At 61.7% G+C, this 22,600-nt stretch carries 16 protein-coding genes and 1 pseudogene; 9 read left to right on the top strand and 8 right to left on the bottom strand.

Annotation, left to right across the window (positions count from 1 at the left end; genetic code table 11):
- Nucleotides 1-228 precede the first annotated feature (228 nt).
- Both argB and argJ read right to left on the bottom strand, forming a co-directional pair.
- Entirely contained in the window at nt 229-1,104 is an 876-nt protein-coding gene (gene argB / locus CFE428DRAFT_RS10445) for an acetylglutamate kinase (RefSeq protein ID WP_006979493.1), read from the bottom strand.
- 21 nt (nt 1,105-1,125) lie between these two features.
- Entirely contained in the window at nt 1,126-2,334 is a 1,209-nt protein-coding gene (gene argJ / locus CFE428DRAFT_RS10440) for a bifunctional glutamate N-acetyltransferase/amino-acid acetyltransferase ArgJ (protein ID WP_006979492.1), read from the bottom strand.
- Between the two features lie 210 nt (nt 2,335-2,544).
- On the opposite strand from argJ, the gene CFE428DRAFT_RS10435 reads away from it, so the two are divergent.
- The 3 genes from CFE428DRAFT_RS10435 to CFE428DRAFT_RS10425 all read left to right on the top strand — a co-directional run bounded on the left by CFE428DRAFT_RS10435 (nt 2,545) and on the right by CFE428DRAFT_RS10425 (nt 8,072).
- The gene (locus tag CFE428DRAFT_RS10435; RefSeq protein WP_131989251.1) at nt 2,545-2,805 is read left to right on the top strand and encodes a hypothetical protein; all 261 of its coding nucleotides are present in this window, start codon (nt 2,545-2,547) and stop codon (nt 2,803-2,805) included.
- 792 nt (nt 2,806-3,597) lie between these two features.
- Entirely contained in the window at nt 3,598-6,651 is a 3,054-nt protein-coding gene (locus tag CFE428DRAFT_RS10430) for a PSD1 and planctomycete cytochrome C domain-containing protein (RefSeq protein WP_006979490.1), read from the top strand.
- A gap of 5 nt (nt 6,652-6,656) precedes the next feature.
- Nucleotides 6,657-8,072, top strand: coding sequence for a DUF1501 domain-containing protein (locus tag CFE428DRAFT_RS10425; RefSeq protein ID WP_006979489.1), 1,416 nt, complete (start codon nt 6,657-6,659; stop codon nt 8,070-8,072).
- Between the two features lie 160 nt (nt 8,073-8,232).
- Here the strand turns inward: CFE428DRAFT_RS10425 and CFE428DRAFT_RS33380 are convergent, their stop codons facing one another.
- From CFE428DRAFT_RS33380 to CFE428DRAFT_RS10400, 5 genes are all read right to left on the bottom strand, one after another.
- Nucleotides 8,233-10,860: a glycoside hydrolase family protein gene (locus CFE428DRAFT_RS33380; protein WP_006979488.1), complete on the bottom strand. Its 2,628-nt coding sequence runs from the start codon at nt 10,858-10,860 to the stop codon at nt 8,233-8,235.
- A 269-nt stretch (nt 10,861-11,129) separates the two neighbouring features.
- Nucleotides 11,130-12,797, bottom strand: a complete 1,668-nt coding sequence (locus tag CFE428DRAFT_RS10415) for a P-loop NTPase family protein (protein WP_006979487.1) — start codon at nt 12,795-12,797, stop codon at nt 11,130-11,132.
- A 21-nt stretch (nt 12,798-12,818) separates the two neighbouring features.
- Nucleotides 12,819-13,745, bottom strand: coding sequence for a polysaccharide deacetylase family protein (locus CFE428DRAFT_RS33375; protein ID WP_006979486.1), 927 nt, complete (start codon nt 13,743-13,745; stop codon nt 12,819-12,821).
- Between the two features lie 193 nt (nt 13,746-13,938).
- Nucleotides 13,939-14,805, bottom strand: a complete 867-nt coding sequence (gene mtnP / locus CFE428DRAFT_RS10405) for an S-methyl-5'-thioadenosine phosphorylase (RefSeq protein ID WP_006979485.1) — start codon at nt 14,803-14,805, stop codon at nt 13,939-13,941.
- 107 nt (nt 14,806-14,912) lie between these two features.
- Entirely contained in the window at nt 14,913-15,830 is a 918-nt protein-coding gene (locus CFE428DRAFT_RS10400) for a LysR family transcriptional regulator (protein WP_006979484.1), read from the bottom strand.
- A 64-nt stretch (nt 15,831-15,894) separates the two neighbouring features.
- On the opposite strand from CFE428DRAFT_RS10400, the gene CFE428DRAFT_RS10395 reads away from it, so the two are divergent.
- Genes CFE428DRAFT_RS10395 through CFE428DRAFT_RS10385 form a run of 3 tightly spaced genes read left to right on the top strand, consistent with a single transcriptional unit; the run spans nt 15,895 to nt 17,415 of the window.
- A complete protein-coding gene (locus CFE428DRAFT_RS10395) occupies nt 15,895-16,626 on the top strand; it encodes a YggS family pyridoxal phosphate-dependent enzyme (RefSeq protein WP_006979483.1) in 732 nt (243 codons plus the stop codon).
- A 4-nt stretch (nt 16,627-16,630) separates the two neighbouring features.
- Nucleotides 16,631-16,957, top strand: a complete 327-nt coding sequence (locus tag CFE428DRAFT_RS10390) for a DUF971 domain-containing protein (RefSeq protein WP_006979482.1) — start codon at nt 16,631-16,633, stop codon at nt 16,955-16,957.
- Nucleotides 16,954-17,415 (top strand): DUF4864 domain-containing protein, encoded by a 462-nt coding sequence (locus CFE428DRAFT_RS10385; RefSeq protein WP_006979481.1) that lies wholly within the window; start codon nt 16,954-16,956, stop codon nt 17,413-17,415. Before CFE428DRAFT_RS10390 ends, CFE428DRAFT_RS10385 begins: the two co-directional genes overlap by 4 nt.
- A gap of 7 nt (nt 17,416-17,422) precedes the next feature.
- Here CFE428DRAFT_RS10385 and CFE428DRAFT_RS10380 read toward each other — a convergent pair whose 3' ends face one another.
- Nucleotides 17,423-18,364: a type I phosphomannose isomerase catalytic subunit gene (locus CFE428DRAFT_RS10380; protein WP_042724759.1), complete on the bottom strand. Its 942-nt coding sequence runs from the start codon at nt 18,362-18,364 to the stop codon at nt 17,423-17,425.
- Between the two features lie 179 nt (nt 18,365-18,543).
- Between CFE428DRAFT_RS10380 and CFE428DRAFT_RS10375 the strand changes: the two genes are divergently transcribed.
- The 3 genes and pseudogenes from CFE428DRAFT_RS10375 to CFE428DRAFT_RS37190 all read left to right on the top strand — a co-directional run bounded on the left by CFE428DRAFT_RS10375 (nt 18,544) and on the right by CFE428DRAFT_RS37190 (nt 22,556).
- On the top strand, nt 18,544-21,003 hold the full coding sequence (locus CFE428DRAFT_RS10375) for a DNA translocase FtsK (RefSeq protein WP_006979479.1): 2,460 nt from the start codon (nt 18,544-18,546) through the stop codon (nt 21,001-21,003).
- Nucleotides 21,004-21,427: 424 nt separating this feature from the next.
- Nucleotides 21,428-21,514: pseudogene (locus CFE428DRAFT_RS41025) on the top strand (RodZ family helix-turn-helix domain-containing protein); the annotation flags it as partial.
- A gap of 16 nt (nt 21,515-21,530) precedes the next feature.
- Nucleotides 21,531-22,556 carry a hypothetical protein gene (locus CFE428DRAFT_RS37190; protein ID WP_006979478.1) on the top strand — a complete coding sequence of 342 codons (1,026 nt, stop codon included), beginning with the start codon at nt 21,531-21,533 and terminating at the stop codon, nt 22,554-22,556.
- Nucleotides 22,557-22,600 lie beyond the last annotated feature (44 nt).

Below are 22,600 nucleotides of genomic sequence, written 5' to 3'. Positions count from 1 at the left end.
GCAAATCACGCGAATAAAATCCTCCTCATTCGCGTTATCTGCGTGATTCGCGGGCCCCATCCGCAGCCTTTTTGAGATGTGGGTAATGTTTAGGCTCCGTCAGCGCGCATTGTTAGGACGTTGTAGGTACGGCGCTCCGTAGCCGTCGGGTGTGAGCTGTTGTCAAGACAGCACCTCCGCGCCTCGGCGGAGCGAGGCGGCTACAATGCTGCGCGTTGCGCGCCGCGACTACGCCACGATCTCCGTCCCGACACCGGTATTGGTGAAAATCTCCAGCAACAGCGAATGTGGGGTGCGGCCGTCGATGAAGTGCACCTTCTCGACGCCTTCGGCCAGCGCGTGCAAGGCGCTTTCCACCTTCGGAATCATTCCGCCGGTGATGATCTCGTCCTCGCGCAGTTGCTCGATCTCCGCGCGATTGACCGACGGGATCAGCGACTCCTTGTCCGTCGGGTCGCGCATGATGCCCGGCACATCGCTCAGGTAGATGAACTTCGCCGCGCGCAAGCGGCCCGCCACCGTCCCCGCGGCGATGTCCGCATTGATGTTCAAGGCATGTCCCGAAGCATCGCGGGCCAGCGGCGAAATCACCGGCACCGACTCCGCGGCGATCGCCTTCGCGATGATGTCGGTCTGCACGTCGATCACTTCGCCGACAAATCCCATGTCGATCTTCGTCGATTTTCCTTCGGTCTGCGGCGGCAGCTTTTTGCCGATGAGCACGTCCTTGCCCTTGATCCCCACGGCCTTGCCCCCAAAGCCGTGCATGACCTTCACGATCGCCGGATTGATCTCGTTATCGAGCACGTCCTCGACGATGCAGATCGACTGTTCATCCGTGACACGCAGGCCATTCACAAAGCGCGGCTTGAGACCGGCATCGCGCATCTTGCTCGTGATCGCCTTGCCGCCCCCGTGAATCACCACGGGATTGATCCCGACAGCCTCGAGGAAAACGACGTCGCGCAGGAAGCGCTCGACGACCTGTTCGTCTTCCATCGCGCTGCCGCCATACTTGATGACAAAAAGCTGACCGCGAAACTTCTGGATAAAAGGAAGCGCCTCGATGAGCGCCTCGGCTCGGACATTGGGTGGTTGGGCCATGAAAACGAAAGGATAAGCGAATTACTCGCCCATGTTCAGCTTAACGTAATCGGTGCTCAAGTCGGTCGTAAAGACTGTGTAATCCGCGCTCCCCACATGCAGGTCGATGGTGATGGTGAGCTTCTTCTGCGCGACGATTTTCTTGAGCTTGGAAAACGGGGTCTTGCTCGCCATGCCGCCTTTCACCGCGATGAGGCCGTCGTAGAAAATATCCACATTTTCCTCGCGCATCTTCGCGTCGCAATAGCCGAGCGCATCCATGATGCGGCCCCAATTGGGATCGCCGCCAAACCACGCGCATTTCGTGAGCGTGGAATTCGCCACCGCCTCGGCGGCCTTGCGCGCGTCGGCGAGATTCGCCGCGCCGTTCACGTGCACTTCCACAAATTTCGTCACGCCCTCGCCGTCCTCCACAATCATCCGCGCGAGATTACGCGTCACGTGATCGAGCGCGCGCTGGAAAAGCTTCATCCCCGCCGCGCCCTGGCGCAGCGACTTGTTTCCCGCGGTGCCGTTTGCGAGTATTATCACCGTGTCGTTCGTGCTCATGTCGCCATCGACGGTAATGCGATTGAACGACTGCTCGACCGACGCGGAAAGCGCCTCCTGCAATTGCTTCTTCTCGATCGCCGCGTCCGTGGAAATGAAGCACAACATCGTCGCCATGTTGGGATCGATCATCCCCGCACCTTTGGCGATGCCGCCGATGCGCACCGGCTTGCCATCGAGCTCGAACTCCACGGCGATCTCCTTGGCAAAAGTGTCGCTCGTCATGATTGCCTCCGCGGCGCGGCGGCTGCCATTGTTCTTCACCGCCTCGGGCAATTTCGCGATCGCTGTGACCATCTTGCCAATCGGCAGCGGCACGCCGATGCGTCCCGTGGAGCACACCATGACCTGACGCGGACGCAACTTCAGCGCTTTGGCCGTGGCGGCCGCCATGCGCTTCGCCGTCTCGATGCCCGCGACGCCGGTGCAAGCATTCGCGTTGCCCGCATTGGCCACGATCGCCCGCACGTCGTTGCCGCGCAGGTGGGCCATCGACACGCGCACCGGCGCGGCCTTCACCTTGTTCGTGGTAAACGTACCGGCGACGACCGTGGGCTGCGGAGAATAAATGAGAGCGATATCCGGACGGTTGGCGTTGGACGCCTTGATGCCACAATAAACGCTGCCAGCGAGGAAGCCCTGGGCAGCGGTGACTCCACCGGAAATTTCAGTATACGACATGGCTGTGCTGTGAAAGGAATTCGAAGTCGCGCACGGCGCGGGGTGAAAGAAGAGCGCATTTCAGGCCGCGGGACGAGATTCTTTCCGAAAAAAATTTCGGGCTTGAGCGCTTCTCTGAAAAAAGTGTGATTGATGCTTATGCCGGCTTCGGACACCCCCTCCCCAGAACCGCCCCGGACCCGCCCTCCGTATTGTACCATCGCCACCTGGGTGGTGCCGGCACTCGGCGGCCTGATCACTTTCATGGTCTACCAAAGGGCGGTGGAACAGCGGGGAAACGGCGATTGGTTGCCCGGCATAGGGCAATTTATCATCGGCGCGCTCATCACGGCCGCCGCCACTTTCGGCTGTGGGCTCGCGGCCCTGTTGCGCAGGGAGCAAAACCGCTGGCTCGCGCTCCTGCCTTTTCTCACGGCGCTCGGCGTCCTGCTTTATGCCGGCTGGAATGTTCTGCGAAACTCAATGCGATGAGCAAAGTATTGCTGTAGCAATAGCACATCGGATCACTGCGGAGATTCCGAAGCAGTTCGAACGGTAGCTATGAAATTGAATCCAACCCTCCGCCTCTACCTGTCAGTTCTGCTCGGTGTAGCGGCTACCCTTTCGTATGCAATCACGATCAAGCCTTCTCCTTTTACAATAGTCGGCTTAACGGTCATTTGGATCATTTTCCCTCTGGTAGACCTTTTTAGGCGCGGCGCGAAGGATGATTCTTGTAAACCGAAGCCACCGCGAAAGTAACTATCCACTGCCGTTCTGGTCAGCGACGCGGAGCGGCTCCAAAAAGAACGTCATCCTGAGCGGAGCAGGGAAGCATGGGCGGAGTCGAAGGACCTCAAACTTCCGTGGGCTTTCGCGCGGAGCCTCCCCAATTACGCCGGACCACGCACCCGTTTTTCCGACCACCGTCGCCCACGGATATTGGAGATTTGCCCCACAGTCCCATAGGCGTCTCGCAGACCCGGCTTTCGACTGCGTGCCCGCCACCTTCGCCCGCCGGGGCCCTCCGCTCAGGATGACAGGCTTTTTTGGGCGCTTCGCGTATCCCTGCCAAACGCCTCCCCAAGTATCGCCGCTATTCGGAAATACTTTTTGGCATTTATTCTAACCGCGACGCATCCCGCCCATCTCACCCAAACATCGCCACAGGCGAGCGCACAGCGCGTACTACGTTATCCCGTAACTAGGTTCACGGCGGGGTGTTGGTAACCTAGCGACCACATTTCTTCCGCCCCCCCAACCGGACAACGTCTCCCCTTCCTGATGATCTTCGACCTCATCCGCCATCCACGCCTTGGCCTCATCCCCATCGCCACGGTCTCGCTGATGCTGGCTTATGATGGACGGGCGGCGGACAACGTCGATTTCGTCCGCGATGTCTATCCGCTCCTGCAACGTTCCTGTTTCGAATGTCACGGCGCGCAAAAACACAAGGGCGGCCTGCGACTCGATGAGCGCGAAGCCGCTTTCCAAGGCGGCGACAGCGGCGACACGATCGTCAAGGGCAAGCCCGATGACAGCGAGTTGGTTCATCGCATTTCGCTCCCCAAAGGCGATCACGACGTCATGCCGAATCGCGGTGAAAAACTCACTGCGCCCGAGATCGAAAAGATCCGCACCTGGATCGCCGCCGGAGCGCCGTGGCCGGATGGCGTGAAGCCGGCGAAACATTGGTCCTATGTTGCGCCGGTGCTTCCCGCGGTGCCGCAAGTGCCGGATCCCGGCGCCAACCCCATCGACGCTTTCGTCCGCGCGCGACTCATCACGGAAAAGCTTCAGCCCGCGCCCTCCGCCGAGCCCCACGTCCTCGCCCGGCGTCTCTATCTCGATCTCATCGGCCTGCCGCCGAAGCCCGAGGAAGTGGAGGCCTTCGTGCGCGAATGCGCCGGAGAAAAAGACAATGAGACAATCGGACAGTCGGACAAGGAGAAGGTCGCGCGCACCAATGTCTCATTGTCACAAAGTCCCATTGTCTCACTGTCTTTTCCAAACACGCAAAAAGCGGTCGAACACCTCGCGGACCGCCTCCTCGCCTCGCCACAGTTCGGCGAAAAATGGGCGCGCCAGTGGCTCGATGTCGCGCGCTATGCGGACTCGCACGGCTTCCAGCGCGACGATCTCGTCGATCTCTGGCCCTATCGCGATTGGGTGATTCGCGCCTTCAATGCGGATATGCCGTTCGATGAATTCACCATCGAACAACTCGCCGGCGATCTACTGCCCAACGCCACCGAGCAGCAGCATGTCGCCACTGGCTTTAATCGCTGCACCATGTGCAACGTCGAGGCGGGCACCGATCCGGAGGAGAATCGCGTGAACCAGGTGATCGATCGCGTGAACACCCTCGGCATGGCCTGGCTCGGCACGACGCTGGAGTGCACGCAATGCCACGATCACAAATACGATCCCTTCAAGCAGCGCGATTACTACGGTCTCTTCGCCTTTTTCAACACGACCGAGCTCGAGGCCGATCGCAAGAATCCCAAGGTCCCTGGCTCGATCCAATTCCTCGGGCCATACATGAAAGTCAGCGACCCGCCGGAAGAAGCGGAGTCAAATCAGCTGACCAGGGAAATCGCCGACACCAAGGCGCAGCTCGCGAAGAAGACGGCGAAGCTCACTGCGGTCAGCACGCCAGCAACGAAGACTGCCGGCACGGAAGAGCACGTGCTCACACCCACCGATTTCGAATCCACCGGCGGCGCCAACCACAAGGTGCTCGATGACGGCTCCGTGCTGTTGGTCGGCGATCCGCCCAACACGGACACCTACACGGTGACCGTGCGCACTCCGCTGAAGAACATCGTCGGCTTCAAACTGGAAGCCTTGACCGATCCTGCTCTGCCCGGAATGGGCCCGGGCCGCGGCGACCCATTGCGGTCGAATTTCGTGCTGAACACTTTCGCTGTCACCGCCGCCGCCGCGGATCACGAGACTGACGCGAAGCCGGTAAAACTCACCGAAGCGCGCGCGGACTTCTCGCAGACGGGTTGGGACGTGAACGGCGCCATCGATGAGAACGGCAAGACGGGCTGGGCCATCGCGCCGCAATTTCATCGGCCGCATTGGGCCACGTTCCGCGCCGCCGAGCCGCTGGCCAACGACAATGGCACCGTGCTCACCTTCCGCCTCGTGCAGGAGTTCGGCACCGCGCGCACCATCGGCCGCCTGCGGCTCTCCGCGATCACCGGAAGTTATCCCGCCGCGCCGCAACCACCGAAGGATGACCCCGAATTGCGCCGGCTGAATGCGCGCCTCGCCGATCTCGAAAAGCAGCAGAAGGCGCTACCCGCCCTGCGCACGCTGGTAATGAACGAAACGACGACGCAGCGGGTGAACGCGATTTTCCGGCGGGGCGATTTTCGCAATCCGGGCGACCCCGTGGAACCAGGCACGCCGGAGGTGCTGCATCCGTATCGCGAAGAAGGTCCGCGCAATCGACTGGCGCTGGCGCGCTGGCTGGTGAGCCGGGATAATCCACTCGTGGCTCGTGTCATTGCGAACCGGCTCTGGGCGGAGATTTTCGGCGAAGGCATTGTCAGCACGCCGGAGGATTTTGGAATCAAGGGCGAGCCGCCTTCGCATCCGAAGCTGCTCGATTGGCTGGCCGTGGAGTTCATGGACCACGGGTGGTCGCAGAAGAAATTGCTGCGGCTCATCGTCACCAGCGCGACCTATCGGCAGAGCTCTCGAGAGACCCCGGAACTGCGGGAACGCGATCCGCACAATCACCTGCTCGCCCGCGGACCGCGTTTCCGTTTGAGCGCCGAGGCAGTGCGCGACAACGCCCTGGCCATCGCCGGCCTGCTCGATCTCAAGCAATTCGGCCCGCCCATTCGCCCGCCGCAGCCCGACGGGCTCTGGGCCAAGGTCGGCGGCCAGAAATACGATTACATCGTGAGCCCCGGCGACGAACAGTATCGCCGTGGCATCTATGTCGTCATCAAGCGCGCGTCACCGTATCCGAGCTTCGTTAATTTCGATGCCACCTCGCGGCCCGCGTGTCGCGTGAAACGCACGCGTTCGAACACGCCGCTCCAGGCGCTCACGCTGCTCAACGACCCCGTTTACGTGCAGGCTGCGCAGGCCTTTGCCAGGGAGATCGGTGCCGATCGCGATTCCGGACCAAACGATGTGAATACGAAACTCGAACACGCGTTCCGCATGGCCGTAGCTCGCGCACCCGAGCCGGGAGAGCGCGAGATTCTGCACAAACTTTACGACTCCGAACTCGCCGCCACCGGCAAGCCCGGCGAAGCGTGGTTCTCCGTCGCCAGCGCGATCCTCAATCTCGATGAGACCATCACGAAAGACTAACCGCCATGCTCTACTCGCAACTCATTCACCGCCGTCATTTCTTCCAGCGCACGGGTCTTGGCATCGGCGCGCTGGCGCTGGGTTCGCTCCTCCGCGATGCGGCCGCGGAGACGGTCAATCCGCTCGCGCCGAAGCTGCCCCATTTCGCGCCGAAAGCGAAGCGGGTAATCTACCTGCACATGATCGGCGCCCCCTCCCAGCTCGATCTCTTCGACCCCAAGCCGGAGCTGGTGAAGCACGATGGCGAGAAGTGTCCGGAGTCGCTGCTCGCCGGCAAGCGTTTCGCCTTCATCGGTGGCGAGATGAAGCTGTCGGGCTCGCACTTCAATTTCGCCACGCACGGGCAGAGCGGCCAGACGCTCTCGGAGCTGTTGCCCAATCTCGCGCGCGTGGCCGATGACGTGACGGTCGTCCGCTCGCTGCACACCGAAGAGATCAATCACGCGCCCGCGCAGATGTTTCTGCACACCGGCTTCGGGCGTGGTGGACGGCCGAGTTTCGGCTCGTGGGTGACCTACGGGCTGGGTTCGCAGAACGCCGATCTACCCGCTTATGTCGTGCTGTTGAGCGGGGTCGCCGGCGGCGCGGGCACGAGCATGTGGTCGAGCGGCTTTCTGCCCAGCGTTTACCAAGGTATCCAATTCCGCACGCAGGGCGACGCGGTGCTCTTTCTTTCCAATCCCGAAGGCTACGGCACAGACCGCCGCCGCCGGGTGCTCGACGCCGTGGGCGCTCTGAACCAGACACATCTCGCGGATGTCGGCGACCCGGAAATCTCCACCCGGATCAGCCAGTACGAACTGGCCTATCGCATGCAGATCAGCGTGCCGGAGTTGATGGATATTTCGAAGGAGTCGCCGGATACCCTCAAGCTCTACGGTGCACAACCGGGCAAGGCGTCCTTTGCCAACAATTGCCTCCTCGCCCGGCGCCTCGTCGAGCGCGGGGTCCGAGTGGTGGAGCTTTACGACAGCGATTGGGATCACCACGCCAATCTCGCCAATGCCCTCCCGCGCAAATGCCGCGATGTCGATCAAGGGATGGCCGCCCTGATCTCTGACCTCAAGCAGCGCGGGATGCTCGAGGATACGCTGGTCATCTGGGCGAGCGAATTTGGGCGCACCCCGCTGGCCCAAGGCATGGGTGGCGAGGGCGAAAAGACCAAGCCCGGACGCGATCACCACAAGGACGCGTACACCGTATGGCTCGCGGGCGGTGGCATCAAACCCGGCGTCAGCTACGGTCGCACCGATGAATTCGGCTTCAACGTCGCGGAGAATCCAGTGCATGTGCACGATCTCAACGCCACCGTTCTGCACCTGCTCGGTCTCGACCACGAGCGACTGACATTTAAATACCAAGGCCGCGAGTTCCGCCTCACGGACGTGCAGGGGAAGGTCGTGGACGGGTTGCTGGCGTAAAGGTCATCCGGAGCGCGGCCGAAAGCCGATCCCGTTCAGCGGGAGAGAAGCCTATGGGACTGTGGGGCAAAGCCGGCCGCTTCAACCGGCGAGCTTCGATTTTCCAGCTCTCCTGCACTGCACTGGACGCCAAAGCCCACCGGAGGAGAGAGCGTTCGATTCAATAAATCAACGTCGGCGCGCTGAGGTAGATCTCGCCCTGTAGGGGTTGGCGGGAGCCGTTGTCGAGGAGGAATACGGCGTCCCATTTGATGGGATAGTGAATGGTGCCGTCATTGGCGCCGCCCCAATGGCCAAGCGTCTTTCCTCCGGCAGGCCGAAGTTGAAAATCAACATGTCGCCAACCCTGCCAATCGATCCTGGCGCCATCGCTCTGAAAAGTCTGCCCCGTATTGTCGGTAAATCGCAACCGCGCCTGGCACCCCTTTCCGTCCCCGAATACCCAGATACCAAATCCCTTCGGCTCGTATTTCGTAGTCTTTTCGCCAGCGGGCGCCATCGTCCGGTCATTGGGAACCAATTGCAAGAATCGCCAGCCCGCCGCAAATTGGTACTGGAGCCTCAAAGCCGGCGTCTTCAGCGGACACTCACCCGTGGGAGGGACGACAGTCTCGATCGACTGTTCGCTGTGCGATTTGGGATCACCATCCGAGGTAAGGCGTAACTTTGACACCTCCCAAGCCAGCGGCTGGAAATCGGCAAGTTTAAACTCCATACTGCCCAACCTCTTTCCCGCCGCCGTCTCCAGCGAAATGGAGGTACACTCCGACCCATTCCAATCGAGGGACACCAGTGCTGTCCTGCTCGCACCCTCAAAACGAATGCGAGCCTCACCAAGGTGCAGGCCAAAATCCGTCAAAAAATAATCCACCGACATTTTCTCCGGCAGCAACCCCTCCGGCCCGGCAGCAATCTCGAAAAACAACTTCATTGGTTCACGGAACGACCGTGCTCCCGCGGCCATCACCGCCTTCCGAGCCTTTTCATCCGGAAGGCTCTTTTCCCACGGAATGAGAGCGCCTCCCGTTGCACCGACGAATCGAACGGAGATAGGATTGTCCGCTACACACTGAAGCGTTTGCGAAAAAACCAGCCGCTCGGGCCGGACGCCATAGATCACTTCAAGCGGGATCTGCTCCTCGAATTGCGGCGGAATGCGGCCAATGAAAACATCCCAGTCGCGACTCGCGGTTTGATGCGCGGGCAATAGCTCCGTGCTTTCCGAATAGACCTCTTCTCGTTTGCCCGGATTCCACGGCGGGTTCCGAAAGAGGCTTTGCGATTCGCGCCAGCCAGGCAGGATCAAGCGGTGTGGGAAGAGATTGGTGAAAAGAATCGGCACTTTTGTATCCACGGGTCCAGCCTCAACGATCTCCAAGGGTAAGCGCTTCCAGCCGGCCACCAAACGTGGCGTCATTTCTGATTCATCGAACAAACGGTACTCAACGCTATCATCGACCTTGAACTTCCAGCTTTCGGAGTTTCGGGCCGCGGTCACCTTTTTCCCGAGGTGGTCAACTGCATCGCCACTGGAGTAGACCGCCGGAAACTCGCCAGTCAAAGGTTTGGGTCCTGCCGTCCAGGAGACCAAAGCGTAGGATTTTTCCTTAGCCCACAATTGCATCGGAGGGCAGGGACAATCCCAGGCTTTGTCACGGCTGTAATCGTCGCCGGCATCTGTCATCAGCCAACTCGCCAAATCTCCGGGCAAATACCGAAAGGCCTTGTTGAAGCGAAATCCCCTCAATTGCTGCGTGAGCGTCTTCATCGCCAAATAGGCCGGCTTCGGATCGTAAACCGGATCGCGGCTGGCGTGGTATTCGTTGCTCACGATGCCGAAGCGGTGCTCGCCTTCCTTCGGATCGGTACCGTCATCGTGCCAATCGTACCAGATCGAAAGGGCGACGTCGTTGGCGATATTGGTCAGGAATTCGCGCGGGAGATATTTGCCCTGCACTTCGGCGCGTGCGGCTTCGTCTTTGCCCAGCGAACCCCAAGCACTGGAGTAGCCCCACTCGCCACTAATGATCGGGACGACTTTGCCCTTCGGCCCGTATTTGCGGATGAGCAGACGGAGATGGCGATACTCCTCCTCGACCGTCTCCGGCGCGTTCTGGCGATACGGATGCACACTCACCGCATCCCAGTAATCGAGCAGGCCCGCTTTGAAACAGGCTTCAAGATAGGGCAGGTCGATAGTCGACGTGGCTGGGCCGATGAACGCCTCGCCCTTCGGGCCGATCAGCCCCGCCTGCTGCAACGCTCCGCCCGTGGCTTTCGCCAGCGCGATATAGTCGCCCGTTTTGTCGGCGGATTTCCAAAAGCCTCCGTTCGGCTCGTTCCACATTTCCCACAGGTAACCGCGCCCCTTGAAATGCCGCACCGCCGCAACGGCCCATTTGCCGAAGGCTTCGCGAAACTCGGGAGTATTCGCCCGCGCGGTGAAGGGCTGGGTTTCGCCGGGATTGGCGTAGAGCGGGTTGCCGTAGTCGAGGATGAAAACGGCGCGCATCTTGAATTTATCCAACGCCGCGGCGAGCCGGTCATAGGCGGAGAAATCGTATTCGCCTTTCACGCGCTCCGTGCCGCCCCAGCCGAAATCCATGCGCACCCACTTGAAGCCCGCGGCGGCAATCATCTCGAGCTCGCCGGGCTTCGGGTCGGTGAAATGGATGTTCACGCCGAGGCAATCGGGGATGACCGGCTGCGGCAGGGACGGATGCGGTTCGCCGGCGTGAGCGGCGATGATGCCAATGAGAAGCGCGGAGAAGAAAGCGAGGCGGGACATGGGGCGGGATTGCGAGGATTTAAATGCAGAGACGCAGAGACGCAGAGGAAGAATTTCGGCCGGCTTTTTTAAACGCAGAGGACGCGGAGAACGCAGAGGGCCGCAGAGATCGCAGGGACACGCTCCTGCGTATTTACATTTCGCTTTTCCTTCGCGAAAAACGCACAAAAACGCGCCCCTCCGTTGCTCTTCTCCGCGTCCTCTGCGTTAAATTGAGCCTCCGATCAACGGCCACCTCTCTGCGTCTCTGTGCCTCGGCGTTTTGAATCCTACCCGCCGTCCGGTGCGTTTGCATCGGTCCAGAGAGATTCCGAACGGGTCAGGCCGCTGCGCAGATCGTTCTCCAACCGGGCGAAGGTTTCCTCGATTTGCGCGAGGCGGGCGAGGAGCGGTTCGTTGCGCTGGCCTTCACCGGCGAGTTGCTCGGCGCGCGCCTCGATCGCGGGGGCGATGCCGGCGTAGTATTCCGCGATCGCCCCGCGCAGGGGCGGCTCGAGGACGGCCACGAGTGACGCGCGATTTTCCGTGAAGTGCCACCCCAGGCTGGCGATGACATTTTGCCGCAACAGAAAGGCGAGCAGGAACACGAACACCGTCGACTGGACGGCGAGCAAGATGAGAAAATCCGCGGTTTGCCCCGCGATCGCCGTGCCCAGGGCCACACCGATGGCGGCCAGGGCGGCGAACAGCGGCAAGCGCAATGTGCAGGCCGCATTCGCATACGCGCCCAGCACCGCGCGCTCGACTTCCAGCGGCGGTTCCATCGTCGTCAAAGCATCCTGAATGCTTTCCCGCGGAAACTCCGGTGGCTTCTCCACCTTTTTTTCTCCCAACAACTTGCTGCTTTCGCGCAAACACTCGCCCACGCTTTCACGTAGATCGGCCTCGAGCGCGATGAGATGATCGCGCAATTGCACGGCCAGCAGCGCGCGCGCCTGTTCCTCGATCTCGTAGGCGAAGTCGTGCAACCCGAGTGAACGCCGCCAGAGCAAGGCCAGTGGGCCAACGCGCTCGCGCAATGCGACCTCCGCGCGCCAGCGCAGGCTCTCGGTGTTCTGGGCCAGCGCCCAAAGCGAGCCGGCCACCTGCCGCTCTGCCTGCTCCTCGCGCTCGACGAGGTCGTCGCGCAGGCTGCGCACTTGCAGCCGCTGACGTTCGAGGGCCTGCCGTTCGGCGCGCGGTTTATTCACGATCTCGCGCAACGCCACCCGGGCAGCTTCATCGATTTTCTGCAGCTTAGCCCGCCGCGGCTCGGAGAAGATGATTTCGGTCTCGATCCAGCGCACCAGCTTTTCGCGCGCGGCAGTGTCGGTTTTCGAACCGATGAAAATGGGGCACGCCTGGCCGAGATTTTTCAGCATCGCCTGGCGCAGGCGTTTGACGGCGTTGGCGCCTTCCTCCGGCGAAACCCGATCGCTCTGCCAGACGATGAAAACGAGCCGCTTGAGCAAGTCCCGCGAGAGGCGCGCCAGGAAAGACCACGTGTCCGGCACGCCGCCGGTGGCGCTGACGACGAAGAAGATCAGATCAGCCCGGGAGAAATACGGACTGATCGCCTCGAAGGGCACGGTGCCCGGCGCCTCGATGAGAGTGAAGTCGCGCAGAAAAATGTGCGGCCGATGGCATTCGATGACATCCGCTGCCGGCGTCTGCTCGCGCGGCGTCTCGCCGTAGCGCAGCACCGCGATCCGGCCCGCGGTCAGGGGCTCCGCTGCGCCGGTAAATTCGCGTTCGAAAAGGGCATTCAGCAGGCCGGACTTTCCGCCACCTTCCGGCCCCATGGCCACGAAGGTAAATCCTTCCCGCAGCGCCCACTGCGAAGAGCGCAGGGCGCTTTGGGTGCTGACCTGCGCGCTCGCTTCAGCCGCCAGCCGCAGCAGCGAAAACAGCCCGGTCCCGACCTGCGCGCGGAGTTGGAAATACGCGTCGCCGATCATTTCCGGGGGAGCCAGCCCTCCCTAGGGTTTCGCCGCCGGTACCGGAGTGGCCGGAGCCGGGGTCGTGGTCGCAGGTGGCGTCGTGGATGCGTCCGCCGCGGCCGGCGTCGCGGGCGGTTTGGGCGTGGCTTTCGGTTTCGGCGTCGCGGGATGATCCATCGCGAGCAATTCGGAAACGGTGACGAATTTGTAGCCCTTCTTGAGCAGCGTATCGAGCGTCTCGGGCATGGCATCGATCGTCGTCTTGTGAATGTCGTGCGAGAGGATGATCGAGCCCGGAACGGTGTGCTTGAGGATCTCCGTCTTCACGTGTTCGGCATTGCGGATCTTCCAGTCCTCCGGGTCGACGTCCCACAGGATGATCTTGTAGCCCCAGGTGCCATTCGCCCACGCACGCTGGCGGGCGGTGAAGGCGCCGTACGGCGGACGCAACAGCTTCGGCGCCACGCCACAGGCATTGACGATGGCGTCGTGCGTCTTCTGGATCTGGTCGTGCACCGCGCCTTCGCTCATCTTCGCGAGGTCGGGATGCGACCACGAATGGTTGCCGACCTCGTGCCCTTCCGCGACGATGCGCTTCACGATCTCGGGGTACTGGACGACACACTCGCCGACCATGAAGAACGTCGCGTGAATCTTGCGCTCCTTGAGCATGTCGAGGAGGCGCGGCGTATTCTGGATGTGCGGGCCGTCGTCGAAGGTCATGGCAATGTACGGGCCATCGACGTGGCACTGCGAATAGGTGATCTTCGGCGTGCCGGTGGGCGGAGTTCCGCTCGGCACCGGAGTGGCCGAGGCCGAGGAATCAGGTGCGGGTGTAGCCGCGGCCGGCGCGGGCGCCGGTGTGGGCGTCGCCTTGGCTGAATGGCTTTTGGTAGCAGCCACCGCGGACACAGCTAAAATGAAAGTCGCCAAAAGGGCAAAAGCGGCGAGCGAGAGACGTTGCATGGGACGAAATGTTTAACGTAGGACGGTGAATCTGGGAAGGTAGATTAGATGCACGGAGTAGTGAAACGTTCAACAGGGCTGTAGCGGGTTTCTTTGAACCTTGTCGTCGAAATTTTCCGCTCGATTCGTTTCACCCCATTTCGGCGTCTGCCTGGACCACCAAAGCCGACAACCACTCCACGACCGGCCGCGCTCAGGAAACGAAACGTTCCATGATCACGCCGAGCTTGCGCAACGTTTCCGGTGGCCAGTATTTGCGGTCGGTAATCAACGCCGCATCGAGAGCGCGGTGCTCGGGAAAATTCGGTTCGGTCGGGATTTGCGGAACGACGCGGGCCAGGATCTTCTTGGCGGCGTCGGCATTGGCGTGGAGGTGCGCGATGACGGCGTCGGCGGTGACGGGTTCCTCCTCGACCTTCCAGCAGTCGTAATCCGTGATCATCGCCATCGTGGCCACGGCGATCTCGGCTTCACGGGCGAGACGGATTTCGCCGAGGTTGGTCATGCCGATGACATCGAAGCCCAGCTTGCGATGGGTCTCGGATTCCGCGCGGGTGGAAAACGCCGGGCCATCCATGTTCACATAGGTGCCCCCATTGTGCACCGGCAAGCCGAGCTCGCGCGCGGCATTGACGATCAACTGGCGCAACGGAGCGGAAGTGGGATCGGCAAAGCTGACGTGCGCGGCGATGCCATTGCCGAAAAAGGTGTGCGCCGGTCCCTGGCTGGTGCGGTCGAAAAATTGCGACGGCAGCACGATGTGCCGCGGGGCGTATTGCTCCTGCAAGGAGCCTACCGCGGTGACGCAAAGCAGCCAGCGGACATTGAGCGAACGCAGGGCGTAGAGATTCGCGCGGTGATTCAGCTCATGCGGCAAAATGCGATGTCCGCGCCCATGGCGTGGAAGAAAATAGACCTGCCGGCCGCCGAGTTGGCCGCCCACGATCACATCCGAAGGCGCGCCGAAAGGGGTCTCGATGGTGTGCTCCGTGACGTTGGTCACGCCGTCGATCTGGTAAAGGCCGCTGCCGCCGATGATGCCAATGGCTGGTTCTGTCATGCGGGGAGAGAAGGAGAAAGAATGACGAATGTCGAATGACGAATGTCGAACGCTGGGAGCCGCGCGTCACTCCAGACGTTCGTCATTCCCGCGGCGCCGCCGCGCGCCTACGCCTCGCCGTTCGAGCCATTCTCCGATAGCGCGGCAAAATCCCGCTTCAACGCGGCGACGAATTCCTTGTGTGCGGGGGAACGCGCCCGATTGCGCTTGGTGAGAATGCCCAGCGGACGCGACATCTTCGGCCCTTCGATATCCAGCGCGGACAGCACGCCGCTCTCCACTTCCTGCCGCACGGTATTGCGCGGCACGATGGAGACGCCGCTCTCGATTTCCACCGCCCGCTTCACGGTCTCGATGTTGTCGAACTCCATGGCGTGCTCGATCTCGATCTGGTGATCGCGGAAATGCCGGTCGATGACCTTGCGCGTCGGCAGGTCGGGCTCGAAGGCGATGAATTTCTCGCCGTTCAATTCCTCGATCTTGATCTTCTTGCGGCCGGCCAGCGGATGGTTCGGGTGACAGATGAGGACGAGCTTGTCCTCGCTGAAAATCTCGATCTGCAGGCCGTTGCGCTTCGTGGGAAAAGCGACGAGGCCGATGTCCACGTCGCCTCCCAGCACCTGGGTATAAACCTGCTGCGAACGCCGATACTCGACGTGCAATTCCACGTCGGGAAATTTTTCGCGAAAGGCTTTCAGATGCGAGGGCAGCTCGTGCAGGCCGATGCTGTAGATGGCGGCGATGCGCAATTCCCCGGCGATGACGTCGCGCAGTTCGTGCAGGCGATGGTCGAGGTTGTTGTAGACCTCGAGGATTTCGCGGCTCGCTTCGAGGAACGCATTGCCCTCCGCGGTGAGCGCGAAATTACGGCGGCCGCGCTCCACGAGGGTCACTTGAAACTTGTTTTCCAGCGCACGAATTTGCTGGCTGACAGCACTTTGTGTGATCGCATTGAGGACCGCAGCTTTCGAAAAGCTTCCGGTCTCGGCCAAATCGCAAAAGACTTTAAACGTGTCGATATACATAACAGCGCCTGGATATTGAAATAAGCTGCCCTTATTCGCCTGTCAACCACCCTGATTTCACTTAATGAACACCATCGCCGACAATCTTGCCGCCGTCCGGGCGGTTATTTCAGAGGCCGCCGCCCGCGCCGGACGCAATCCAGCCGACGTCGAATTAGTTGCAGTAACCAAAACGCACCCTCCCGATTCGGTCGTGGAAGCACTGGCCGCCGGGCAGTACGTCTTCGGCGAAAGCCGGGTGCAGGAGGCGAAAGCCAAGATCCCCCTGGTCTCCGGGCGGGCGCGCTGGCATTTCATCGGTCACCTGCAGCGGAATAAAATCCGCCAGGCGCTGGCCTTGGGCTTTGAACTGCTCCACGGGGTGGATTCGCTGGAAACCGCCCGCGAAGTCGACCGTCTCACCAGTGAGACAGGCGTTTTCCCGCGCGTGCTGCTGGAGGTCAATGTCGCCGGGGAATCGAGCAAGTTCGGCTTCTCCCCAGCGAAACTGCGCGAACAGCTCGAGGAACTTCTTTCACTGGGGCGGCTGCAGATCGAAGGCCTGATGACTATTGCCCCCTTCGCGCCGGAGGCCGAGTCGTCGCGCAAATACTTCGTCGCCCTGCGCGAGTTGCGCGACCAGTTGCAGACGGAATTCCGCCTCCCGCTCCCGCGACTCTCCATGGGTATGAGTGGAGATTATGCCGTAGCGGTGGAAGAAGGCGCCACGCTGGTCCGTGTGGGGACGGCGATTTTTGGCACCCGCAGCGGGAAAGCTTGGAAACCCTCCGCGGAATCGGCAACATTCGACGATTGAATCCATGCCCCAGCTGACCCCGACCAATATCCAGCCCATCGGCTCCGAACTCGCCATCGCCTGGAGCGACGGCACGGAATCGTACCTGCCGTTGGAGGCGTTGCGCCGTGCGTGTCCGTGTGCGGCGTGTGGCGGTGAGCCGGATGTGCTCGGGCGGATCATTCGCCCGGAGGTCACGTACACGCCGCAGAGTTTTGTTTTGAAGGGCTTCTCGGTCGTGGGCGGATATGCCCTGCAGCCTTCCTGGGCGGATGGGCACGGCACCGGCCTCTACACTTTTCCCTACCTGCAACGTCTCGCCGCTGAGGCCGCTTCCGGCCAGACGCCATGAACCGCGCGTTCAAGCTCTGCCTGCTCGGCGCCATCTTCGGCGTCTGTGGCGCCGCCGCTTTTTTCCAAGGCGCGATCGAGCGCCGGTGGCAGACGACTCCACCCACGGAGCTTTACCACGTCGTCTCGCAACAGCTCGCCGCTTTCCGCGCGGATGATTATTCCGGGGCCTATCACCAGGTCTCGATGGGCTTCCAGGAGAAATTCAATCTGGAGGCCTTCGCCGATCTCGCGCGGACGGATTACCCATCCCTGCTCCGCGCCACGCGGGTCGAGTTTGGCCAGACGAAATTTCACGGCCGCAATGCTTTTCTCTCCGCCTATTTCGTGATGCCCGAGGGGGACATCGTGCCGTGTGTCTACACGCTCGTGCGCGAGGAGGATGCGTGGAAGATCGACAGTGTCCGCGTGCTCCCCCGCTGGCCGACCAACCGCCGGCTGGGTGGATTGAGGACGTGAGCGAACTTTAATTTGCCGTCGGGATCGTCGCCCGCAGCACCATTGCGTCCGGCGTGAGTGGGCGCATCTCGCGATCGGTCGAAGACGCCGTCAGGAGGAAAAACGCCCCGCGTTCGAAAGTGCGTCCGCCACACTCCACCTTCCCATCGATCACCGAGAAGATAGCGAAGTTGTGTCCCGCGCTCTCGCGCGGTTTATCCAGCGTCCAGCGCTCCACACAAAATTCCCCGCACTCCACGAGCACGTCGCCATTCGGTTTCACGATCTCCGGCTCAGTGTCGTCGAAATTAATGGAGGCCATCGATTCCGCGATGTGCAATTCGCGCGGTTTGCCATCCAGTCCGAGGCGGTTCCAATCGAAGACTCGATAGGTCGTGTCGCTATTCTGCTGCACCTCGACGATGAGATTTCCGGCGCCGATGGCGTGCACCCGGCCGCTGGGGATGAACATGGCGTCCCCCGCCTTGATCGGAAAACTATGCAGCTGTTCGGCGACATGCCCTTCGTGCAACGCGCGCTCGAAAGCTGCGCGATCCACCCCACGCTTCAGCCCGGCGTAGAGGTCGCTGTCGAGCGAAGCGTCGAGTAAATACCACATCTCCGTCTTCGGCTCGCCTCTCAATCGCGGCGCCACTTCGGCCGGCGGATGCACCTGTACGGAAAGCCGTTCCTGCGCATCGAGGATCTTGACGAGCAGCGGAAAGCGGCGCGTCTCCGGCAGGCCCGTCCCAAAAATCTGCGCCCGGCGCTCGACCCACAATTCATGCAACGTCCAGCCGCGGAACGGGCCATCGTGAACTACGCTCTGCGCTTCCTCGCGATCGACGATCTCCCACGATTCTCCAATGCGCACACTGGGCGGGAGGCGTTTGCCGAGCATCGTCTCCAGACGCCGACCTCCCCACACGCGTTCCATAAAAAGCGGTTCAAAAACAAGAGGCTGATCCATCGGGGTTGATATCGAGATTCAAAGAGGAATCGGACGTGACGCCAGAAAAATCGCCCACGAGAATGCGGCGTGCGGAATGGGGAATGCGGAATTCTCCATTCCGCACTCCGAATTCCGAATTCCGAATTCCCCCTCTGCGGTATTGAATCCCCTGCCAATCGGGCTACTATGGCCCGCTAATGGCCCGCACCCAGGAAGCCCCTTCTTCCCATCCTCTACACGAAGTCCTCAGCCTCGTGTTCCTTGGCATCGGCACCCTTCTCTACCTCGCGCTGATTTCCTATTCGCCTTCGGACGTCCCGAGCTGGTTCCCGCTGAGCAGCCAGGCCGCCGCTCGCGGCGCGGTGCTGAATTTCGTCGGCCGCACCGGCGCCATCGTCGCCTGCAGCAGCTACGCTTTCCTCGGCGCAGCCTCGTATCTGCTCGCCGCGCTGCTCCTCGGCTACGGCGGGGCGAAGCTGCTGAATCCCGAATTGCGCCTCACCTCGCGCGCTTGGTGGAGCGTGGGCTTCATCCTTTCCGGCGCCTGCCTGGCGCATCTCCTGCCGTGGTCGCTGCTCGACATGGAGCGGTTGAATATCGCCGGTCCCGGCGGCTGGGTCGGCAAATGGCTCGGCGGCATGTTGCTCAAGAACATGCTCGGCACCGTAGGATCGACGATTGTCCTTCTCGTCATTTACGCCTCCAGTCTCATCTTCCTCACCGGCCTGCACCCGATCGCCGCCGCCCGGCAGATCGCCAACTGGCCTTCCGTTTATCTCGAAAAACGCCGCGCCCGGAAGATGGCCGAGGCGGACGAAAAGGAACGTCTCGCTCTCGAAGCCGAACGCCTCGACCGCCAGCGCAAGAAGCTGGAGAAGACCCTCACCAAGAAGGGCGTCGCTCCGATCGAAACCGAGCCGGGCGAACCCATCGCGCCCGCCGTCGCCGAGCTTTTTTCCGAACCCGAGCCGACACGTCCCGAACCGCAGATCATCGACAGCACCCTGCCGCCCCCACCGCGGCGCAAGGAGAAGAAGGACAAGTTCCAGCCGCTCACGTCCGTCTCGTGCGAGAATTACGAGCTGCCCTCGTTCGACCTGCTCGACCCGGTCGACATGGGGGATCGCCAGACCGCCGACCCCACCGAGTTGCTCGCCATCCAGGACACGGTCATCGACACGCTGGGTCAGTTCGGCATCTCCGTTTCGCGCGGCGACATTACCCGCGGCCCGACCATCACCCGCTACGAAGTGTATCCGGCCAAGGGCGTGCGCGTGGACAAGATCGTGAGCCTGGAGCGCGACATCGCCCGCGCCACCCGCGCCGAGCGCATCAACATCCTCGCGCCGATTCCCGGCAAGGACACCGTCGGCATCGAGATCGCCAATTCCAAGAAGCAAAAGGTCACGCTCCGCGAGTTGCTGGAGAGCGAGGATTTCCAAAACGCCAAGGCCAAGATCCCGATCGCCCTCGGCAAAGACGTTTACGGCAAGACGATCATCGGCGACCTCGCCGCCATGCCACACGGCCTCGTGGCCGGCACCACCGGTTCGGGAAAGAGCGTCTGCATCAATTCGATCATCGCCTCAATCCTCTACCGCTTCAGCCCGGAGGATCTGCGCTTCATCATGATCGACCCGAAGGTGGTCGAAATGCAGATCTACAACACCCTGCCGCACCTCGTGGTGCCAGTCGTGACGGATCCGAAGAAGGTGTTGCTCGCCCTGCGCTGGGCGATCGATGAAATGGAAAAGCGCTACGCCATTTTCGCCAAGACCGGCGTGCGCAATATCGGCAGTTTCAATTCGCGCCCGATGCCGAAGTCGCAGGCCGAGCTCGACGCCGCGGCCGCCGCCAAGGCCGTCGCACCCGAGCTGCCGCTCGACGCCGCACCCACGGAGCCGGTCGATCCGGAGTCGCTGAGCAGCGAAGAGCGCATCGAGAAGATGACCACGATCAAGGTGCAGCGTGACAACGAGCTGATCATTCCGGATCGCATGCCCTACATCGTCATCATCGTGGACGAGCTCGCGGACCTCATGCAGACGGCGCCAGCCGACGTGGAAAGCGCCATCGCACGCATCACGCAAAAGGCGCGCGCCGCGGGCATTCACATGATCATCGCCACGCAGACCCCGCGCGCGGACGTCATCACTGGCGTGATCAAGGCGAACGTCCCCTGCCGCGTGGCCTTCCAGGTAGCCTCGGCACTGGATTCGCGCGTCATTCTCGACGAAAACGGCGCTGAGCGTCTGCTTGGCCAGGGCGACATGATGTACCGTCCGCCGGGCACCTCGCGGCTCATCCGCGCGCAGGGCGTGCTCGTCACGGACGAAGAAATCCGCCAGGTCGTGGAGCACGCTTCCGGACAGAGCGAACCGGCATTTGAAAATTCCATCCACGAGCGCCTCCAAAATTCCGGCAGCGGCGACGAGGACGAGGAAGTCAGCGACGAAGACGAAGAGCTCGTCGATAAGTGCATCGAAGTCATGCGCCAGGAAAAGAAAGCCTCCACCTCGCTCTTCCAGCGCCGCCTGCGCCTCGGTTACACCCGTGCCGCCCGCATTCTCGATATCCTCGAGCAACGCGGCTACGTCGGCGCCGGTGAAGGAGCCAAGCCGCGCGAGATCCTCGTCGACCTCGACGCATTCGATTGAGAGAGCGAAAACATCGGAGGGACGCGCCCACTCTGAAAGTGGCGGCGGCATCCTGTTGCTGTCGGACTTAGAAAATGAAGGCCCTCTGGCATCATATATTTGCGAGAAAAAACCTATTCGAAGGCGAATACTCATCTATAGACGCCTTCAATTGCCAAAGTCCGACAGCAACATCCTGCCGCCGATCGTCCCACGTAAAGCGGCAGGATGCCGCTTTCACACTGCCTCCACCTCCTGATCTCCTCCCCTCTGCGTCTCTGCATCTCCGCGTTTTTACCTTCATCCGCCTCTGATCTCGCGACTTCGTCGCAAACGGGACTGGCGGGGGATTTCCCCTATCGACGTGTAAAAAGTTCGCTTCATCTGGAAATGCCTCACAATCGTGCTAAACATTCCTCCCCGCGGTGATTAAATCGCGGGTGATATGGTCGAATCTGTTGGCAAAAAACTCAATCAGGCCCGTCTGAAACGCGGACTGACGATCGATGAAGCGGCGCACGCTACCAAGCTGCGGCCGGACAAAATCAATGCGCTCGAAGCGGACGATTATTCGCTGCTTCGCAAACAACATTTACGCCAAGGGGTTTCTCCAGATTTACGCGCGTTTCCTGAACGTCGACGTCAGCGATTTTTCGCGCACGCTCGACAATGCGAACCCGATCAGCGTCAGCGATTATCAATACCTGAGCAATGCGCCGACGCCGCGCCGCGAAGTCACCCGCGTGGAACGCGACGAGCGCAAGCCGCCGTCGCTCGCGCCGCTCTTCTTTTTCGTGATCATCATCCTGCTCGGCGTGGGCGCATTCTGGATCGTCACCAAATACCGCCAGATCACGGGCGATGAAGCCGCCAAAGGCTCGCACCCGACTGAAGCGATCGTCTCCGCACCGGCGACGCCGCAGCCCGTGGCCGCCACTCCCGCTCCGGTTCCCGCACCCGTGGCGTGTCCCAGTTGCCACTCCGCCTCGGGTTCCGGTTTCCGCCCCGGTCGTGCAAGCCACTCCTGCGGCGCGACCGCAGCAACCATCGCAACCGGTCTTGCGCTTTACCAACGCCGTCCCGACAGCCGTGCCGGTAATCCGTCCCGCCGCCATCCCGCTGGCGGCCATTCGCGCCACGCCTCCCAGCAACGCTCCGGCGGTCATCGCCACGCCGGTCCCGGTGGCCAATCGCGGCCTCCAGTTGGCCACCGCCACTCCGGGCCAGGTTTCCGCGCCGGCGCCCGTGGCGCAGGCCCAGTGCTGCCAAGGACCTCCGATCAGGATTTCGTCACCCCGACCGCGGTGTCCTCCACCGATCCCGCCGCCCGCCCAGCGCCGGCCAGTGGCGTCAACGAAGTACTCGTCGCCACGACCAAGAGAACCTGGGTCACCGTCCGCAAGGACGATCCCAAGGGCCCGCCCATCTTCTCCGACTACGTCTACCCCAGCGCCAACCCCCTCAAGCTCAAAGGCGCCCGCTTCTTCATCGATACCCCGGACCCGAATTCCGTGCAGATCACGAAGAACGGACTCCCGTACGCGTATCAGGCGCCCAATATCCCGGTGCAGTAGGTCCGCGGCGGGGAAAGTTGAGGGTTGATAGTTGAGAGTTGAGA

This window comes from Chthoniobacter flavus Ellin428 (genome assembly GCF_000173075.1).
Classification (GTDB): Bacteria; Verrucomicrobiota; Verrucomicrobiia; order Chthoniobacterales; family Chthoniobacteraceae; genus Chthoniobacter; species Chthoniobacter flavus.
The sequence above is the reverse complement of the archived record's forward strand: the minus strand, read 5'-3'. Positions and strand labels throughout refer to the sequence as shown.

What these genes read in the sequence shown, in the direction of transcription:
- argB (WP_006979493.1), bottom strand. Translation starts at nt 1,104, where the DNA reads ATGGCCCAACCACCCAATGTCCGAGCCGAGGCGCTCATCGAGGCGCTT.
- argJ (WP_006979492.1), bottom strand. Translation starts at nt 2,334, where the DNA reads ATGTCGTATACTGAAATTTCCGGTGGAGTCACCGCTGCCCAGGGCTTC.
- CFE428DRAFT_RS10430 (WP_006979490.1), top strand. Translation starts at nt 3,598, where the DNA reads ATGATCTTCGACCTCATCCGCCATCCACGCCTTGGCCTCATCCCCATC.
- CFE428DRAFT_RS10425 (WP_006979489.1), top strand. Translation starts at nt 6,657, where the DNA reads ATGCTCTACTCGCAACTCATTCACCGCCGTCATTTCTTCCAGCGCACG.
- CFE428DRAFT_RS33380 (WP_006979488.1), bottom strand. Translation starts at nt 10,860, where the DNA reads ATGTCCCGCCTCGCTTTCTTCTCCGCGCTTCTCATTGGCATCATCGCC.
- CFE428DRAFT_RS10415 (WP_006979487.1), bottom strand. Translation starts at nt 12,797, where the DNA reads ATGATCGGCGACGCGTATTTCCAACTCCGCGCGCAGGTCGGGACCGGG.
- CFE428DRAFT_RS33375 (WP_006979486.1), bottom strand. Translation starts at nt 13,745, where the DNA reads ATGCAACGTCTCTCGCTCGCCGCTTTTGCCCTTTTGGCGACTTTCATT.
- mtnP (WP_006979485.1), bottom strand. Translation starts at nt 14,805, where the DNA reads ATGACAGAACCAGCCATTGGCATCATCGGCGGCAGCGGCCTTTACCAG.
- CFE428DRAFT_RS10400 (WP_006979484.1), bottom strand. Translation starts at nt 15,830, where the DNA reads ATGTATATCGACACGTTTAAAGTCTTTTGCGATTTGGCCGAGACCGGA.
- CFE428DRAFT_RS10395 (WP_006979483.1), top strand. Translation starts at nt 15,895, where the DNA reads ATGAACACCATCGCCGACAATCTTGCCGCCGTCCGGGCGGTTATTTCA.
- CFE428DRAFT_RS10390 (WP_006979482.1), top strand. Translation starts at nt 16,631, where the DNA reads ATGCCCCAGCTGACCCCGACCAATATCCAGCCCATCGGCTCCGAACTC.
- CFE428DRAFT_RS10385 (WP_006979481.1), top strand. Translation starts at nt 16,954, where the DNA reads ATGAACCGCGCGTTCAAGCTCTGCCTGCTCGGCGCCATCTTCGGCGTC.
- CFE428DRAFT_RS10380 (WP_042724759.1), bottom strand. Translation starts at nt 18,364, where the DNA reads ATGGATCAGCCTCTTGTTTTTGAACCGCTTTTTATGGAACGCGTGTGG.
- CFE428DRAFT_RS10375 (WP_006979479.1), top strand. Translation starts at nt 18,544, where the DNA reads ATGGCCCGCACCCAGGAAGCCCCTTCTTCCCATCCTCTACACGAAGTC.
- CFE428DRAFT_RS37190 (WP_006979478.1), top strand. Translation starts at nt 21,531, where the DNA reads ATGCGCTCGAAGCGGACGATTATTCGCTGCTTCGCAAACAACATTTAC.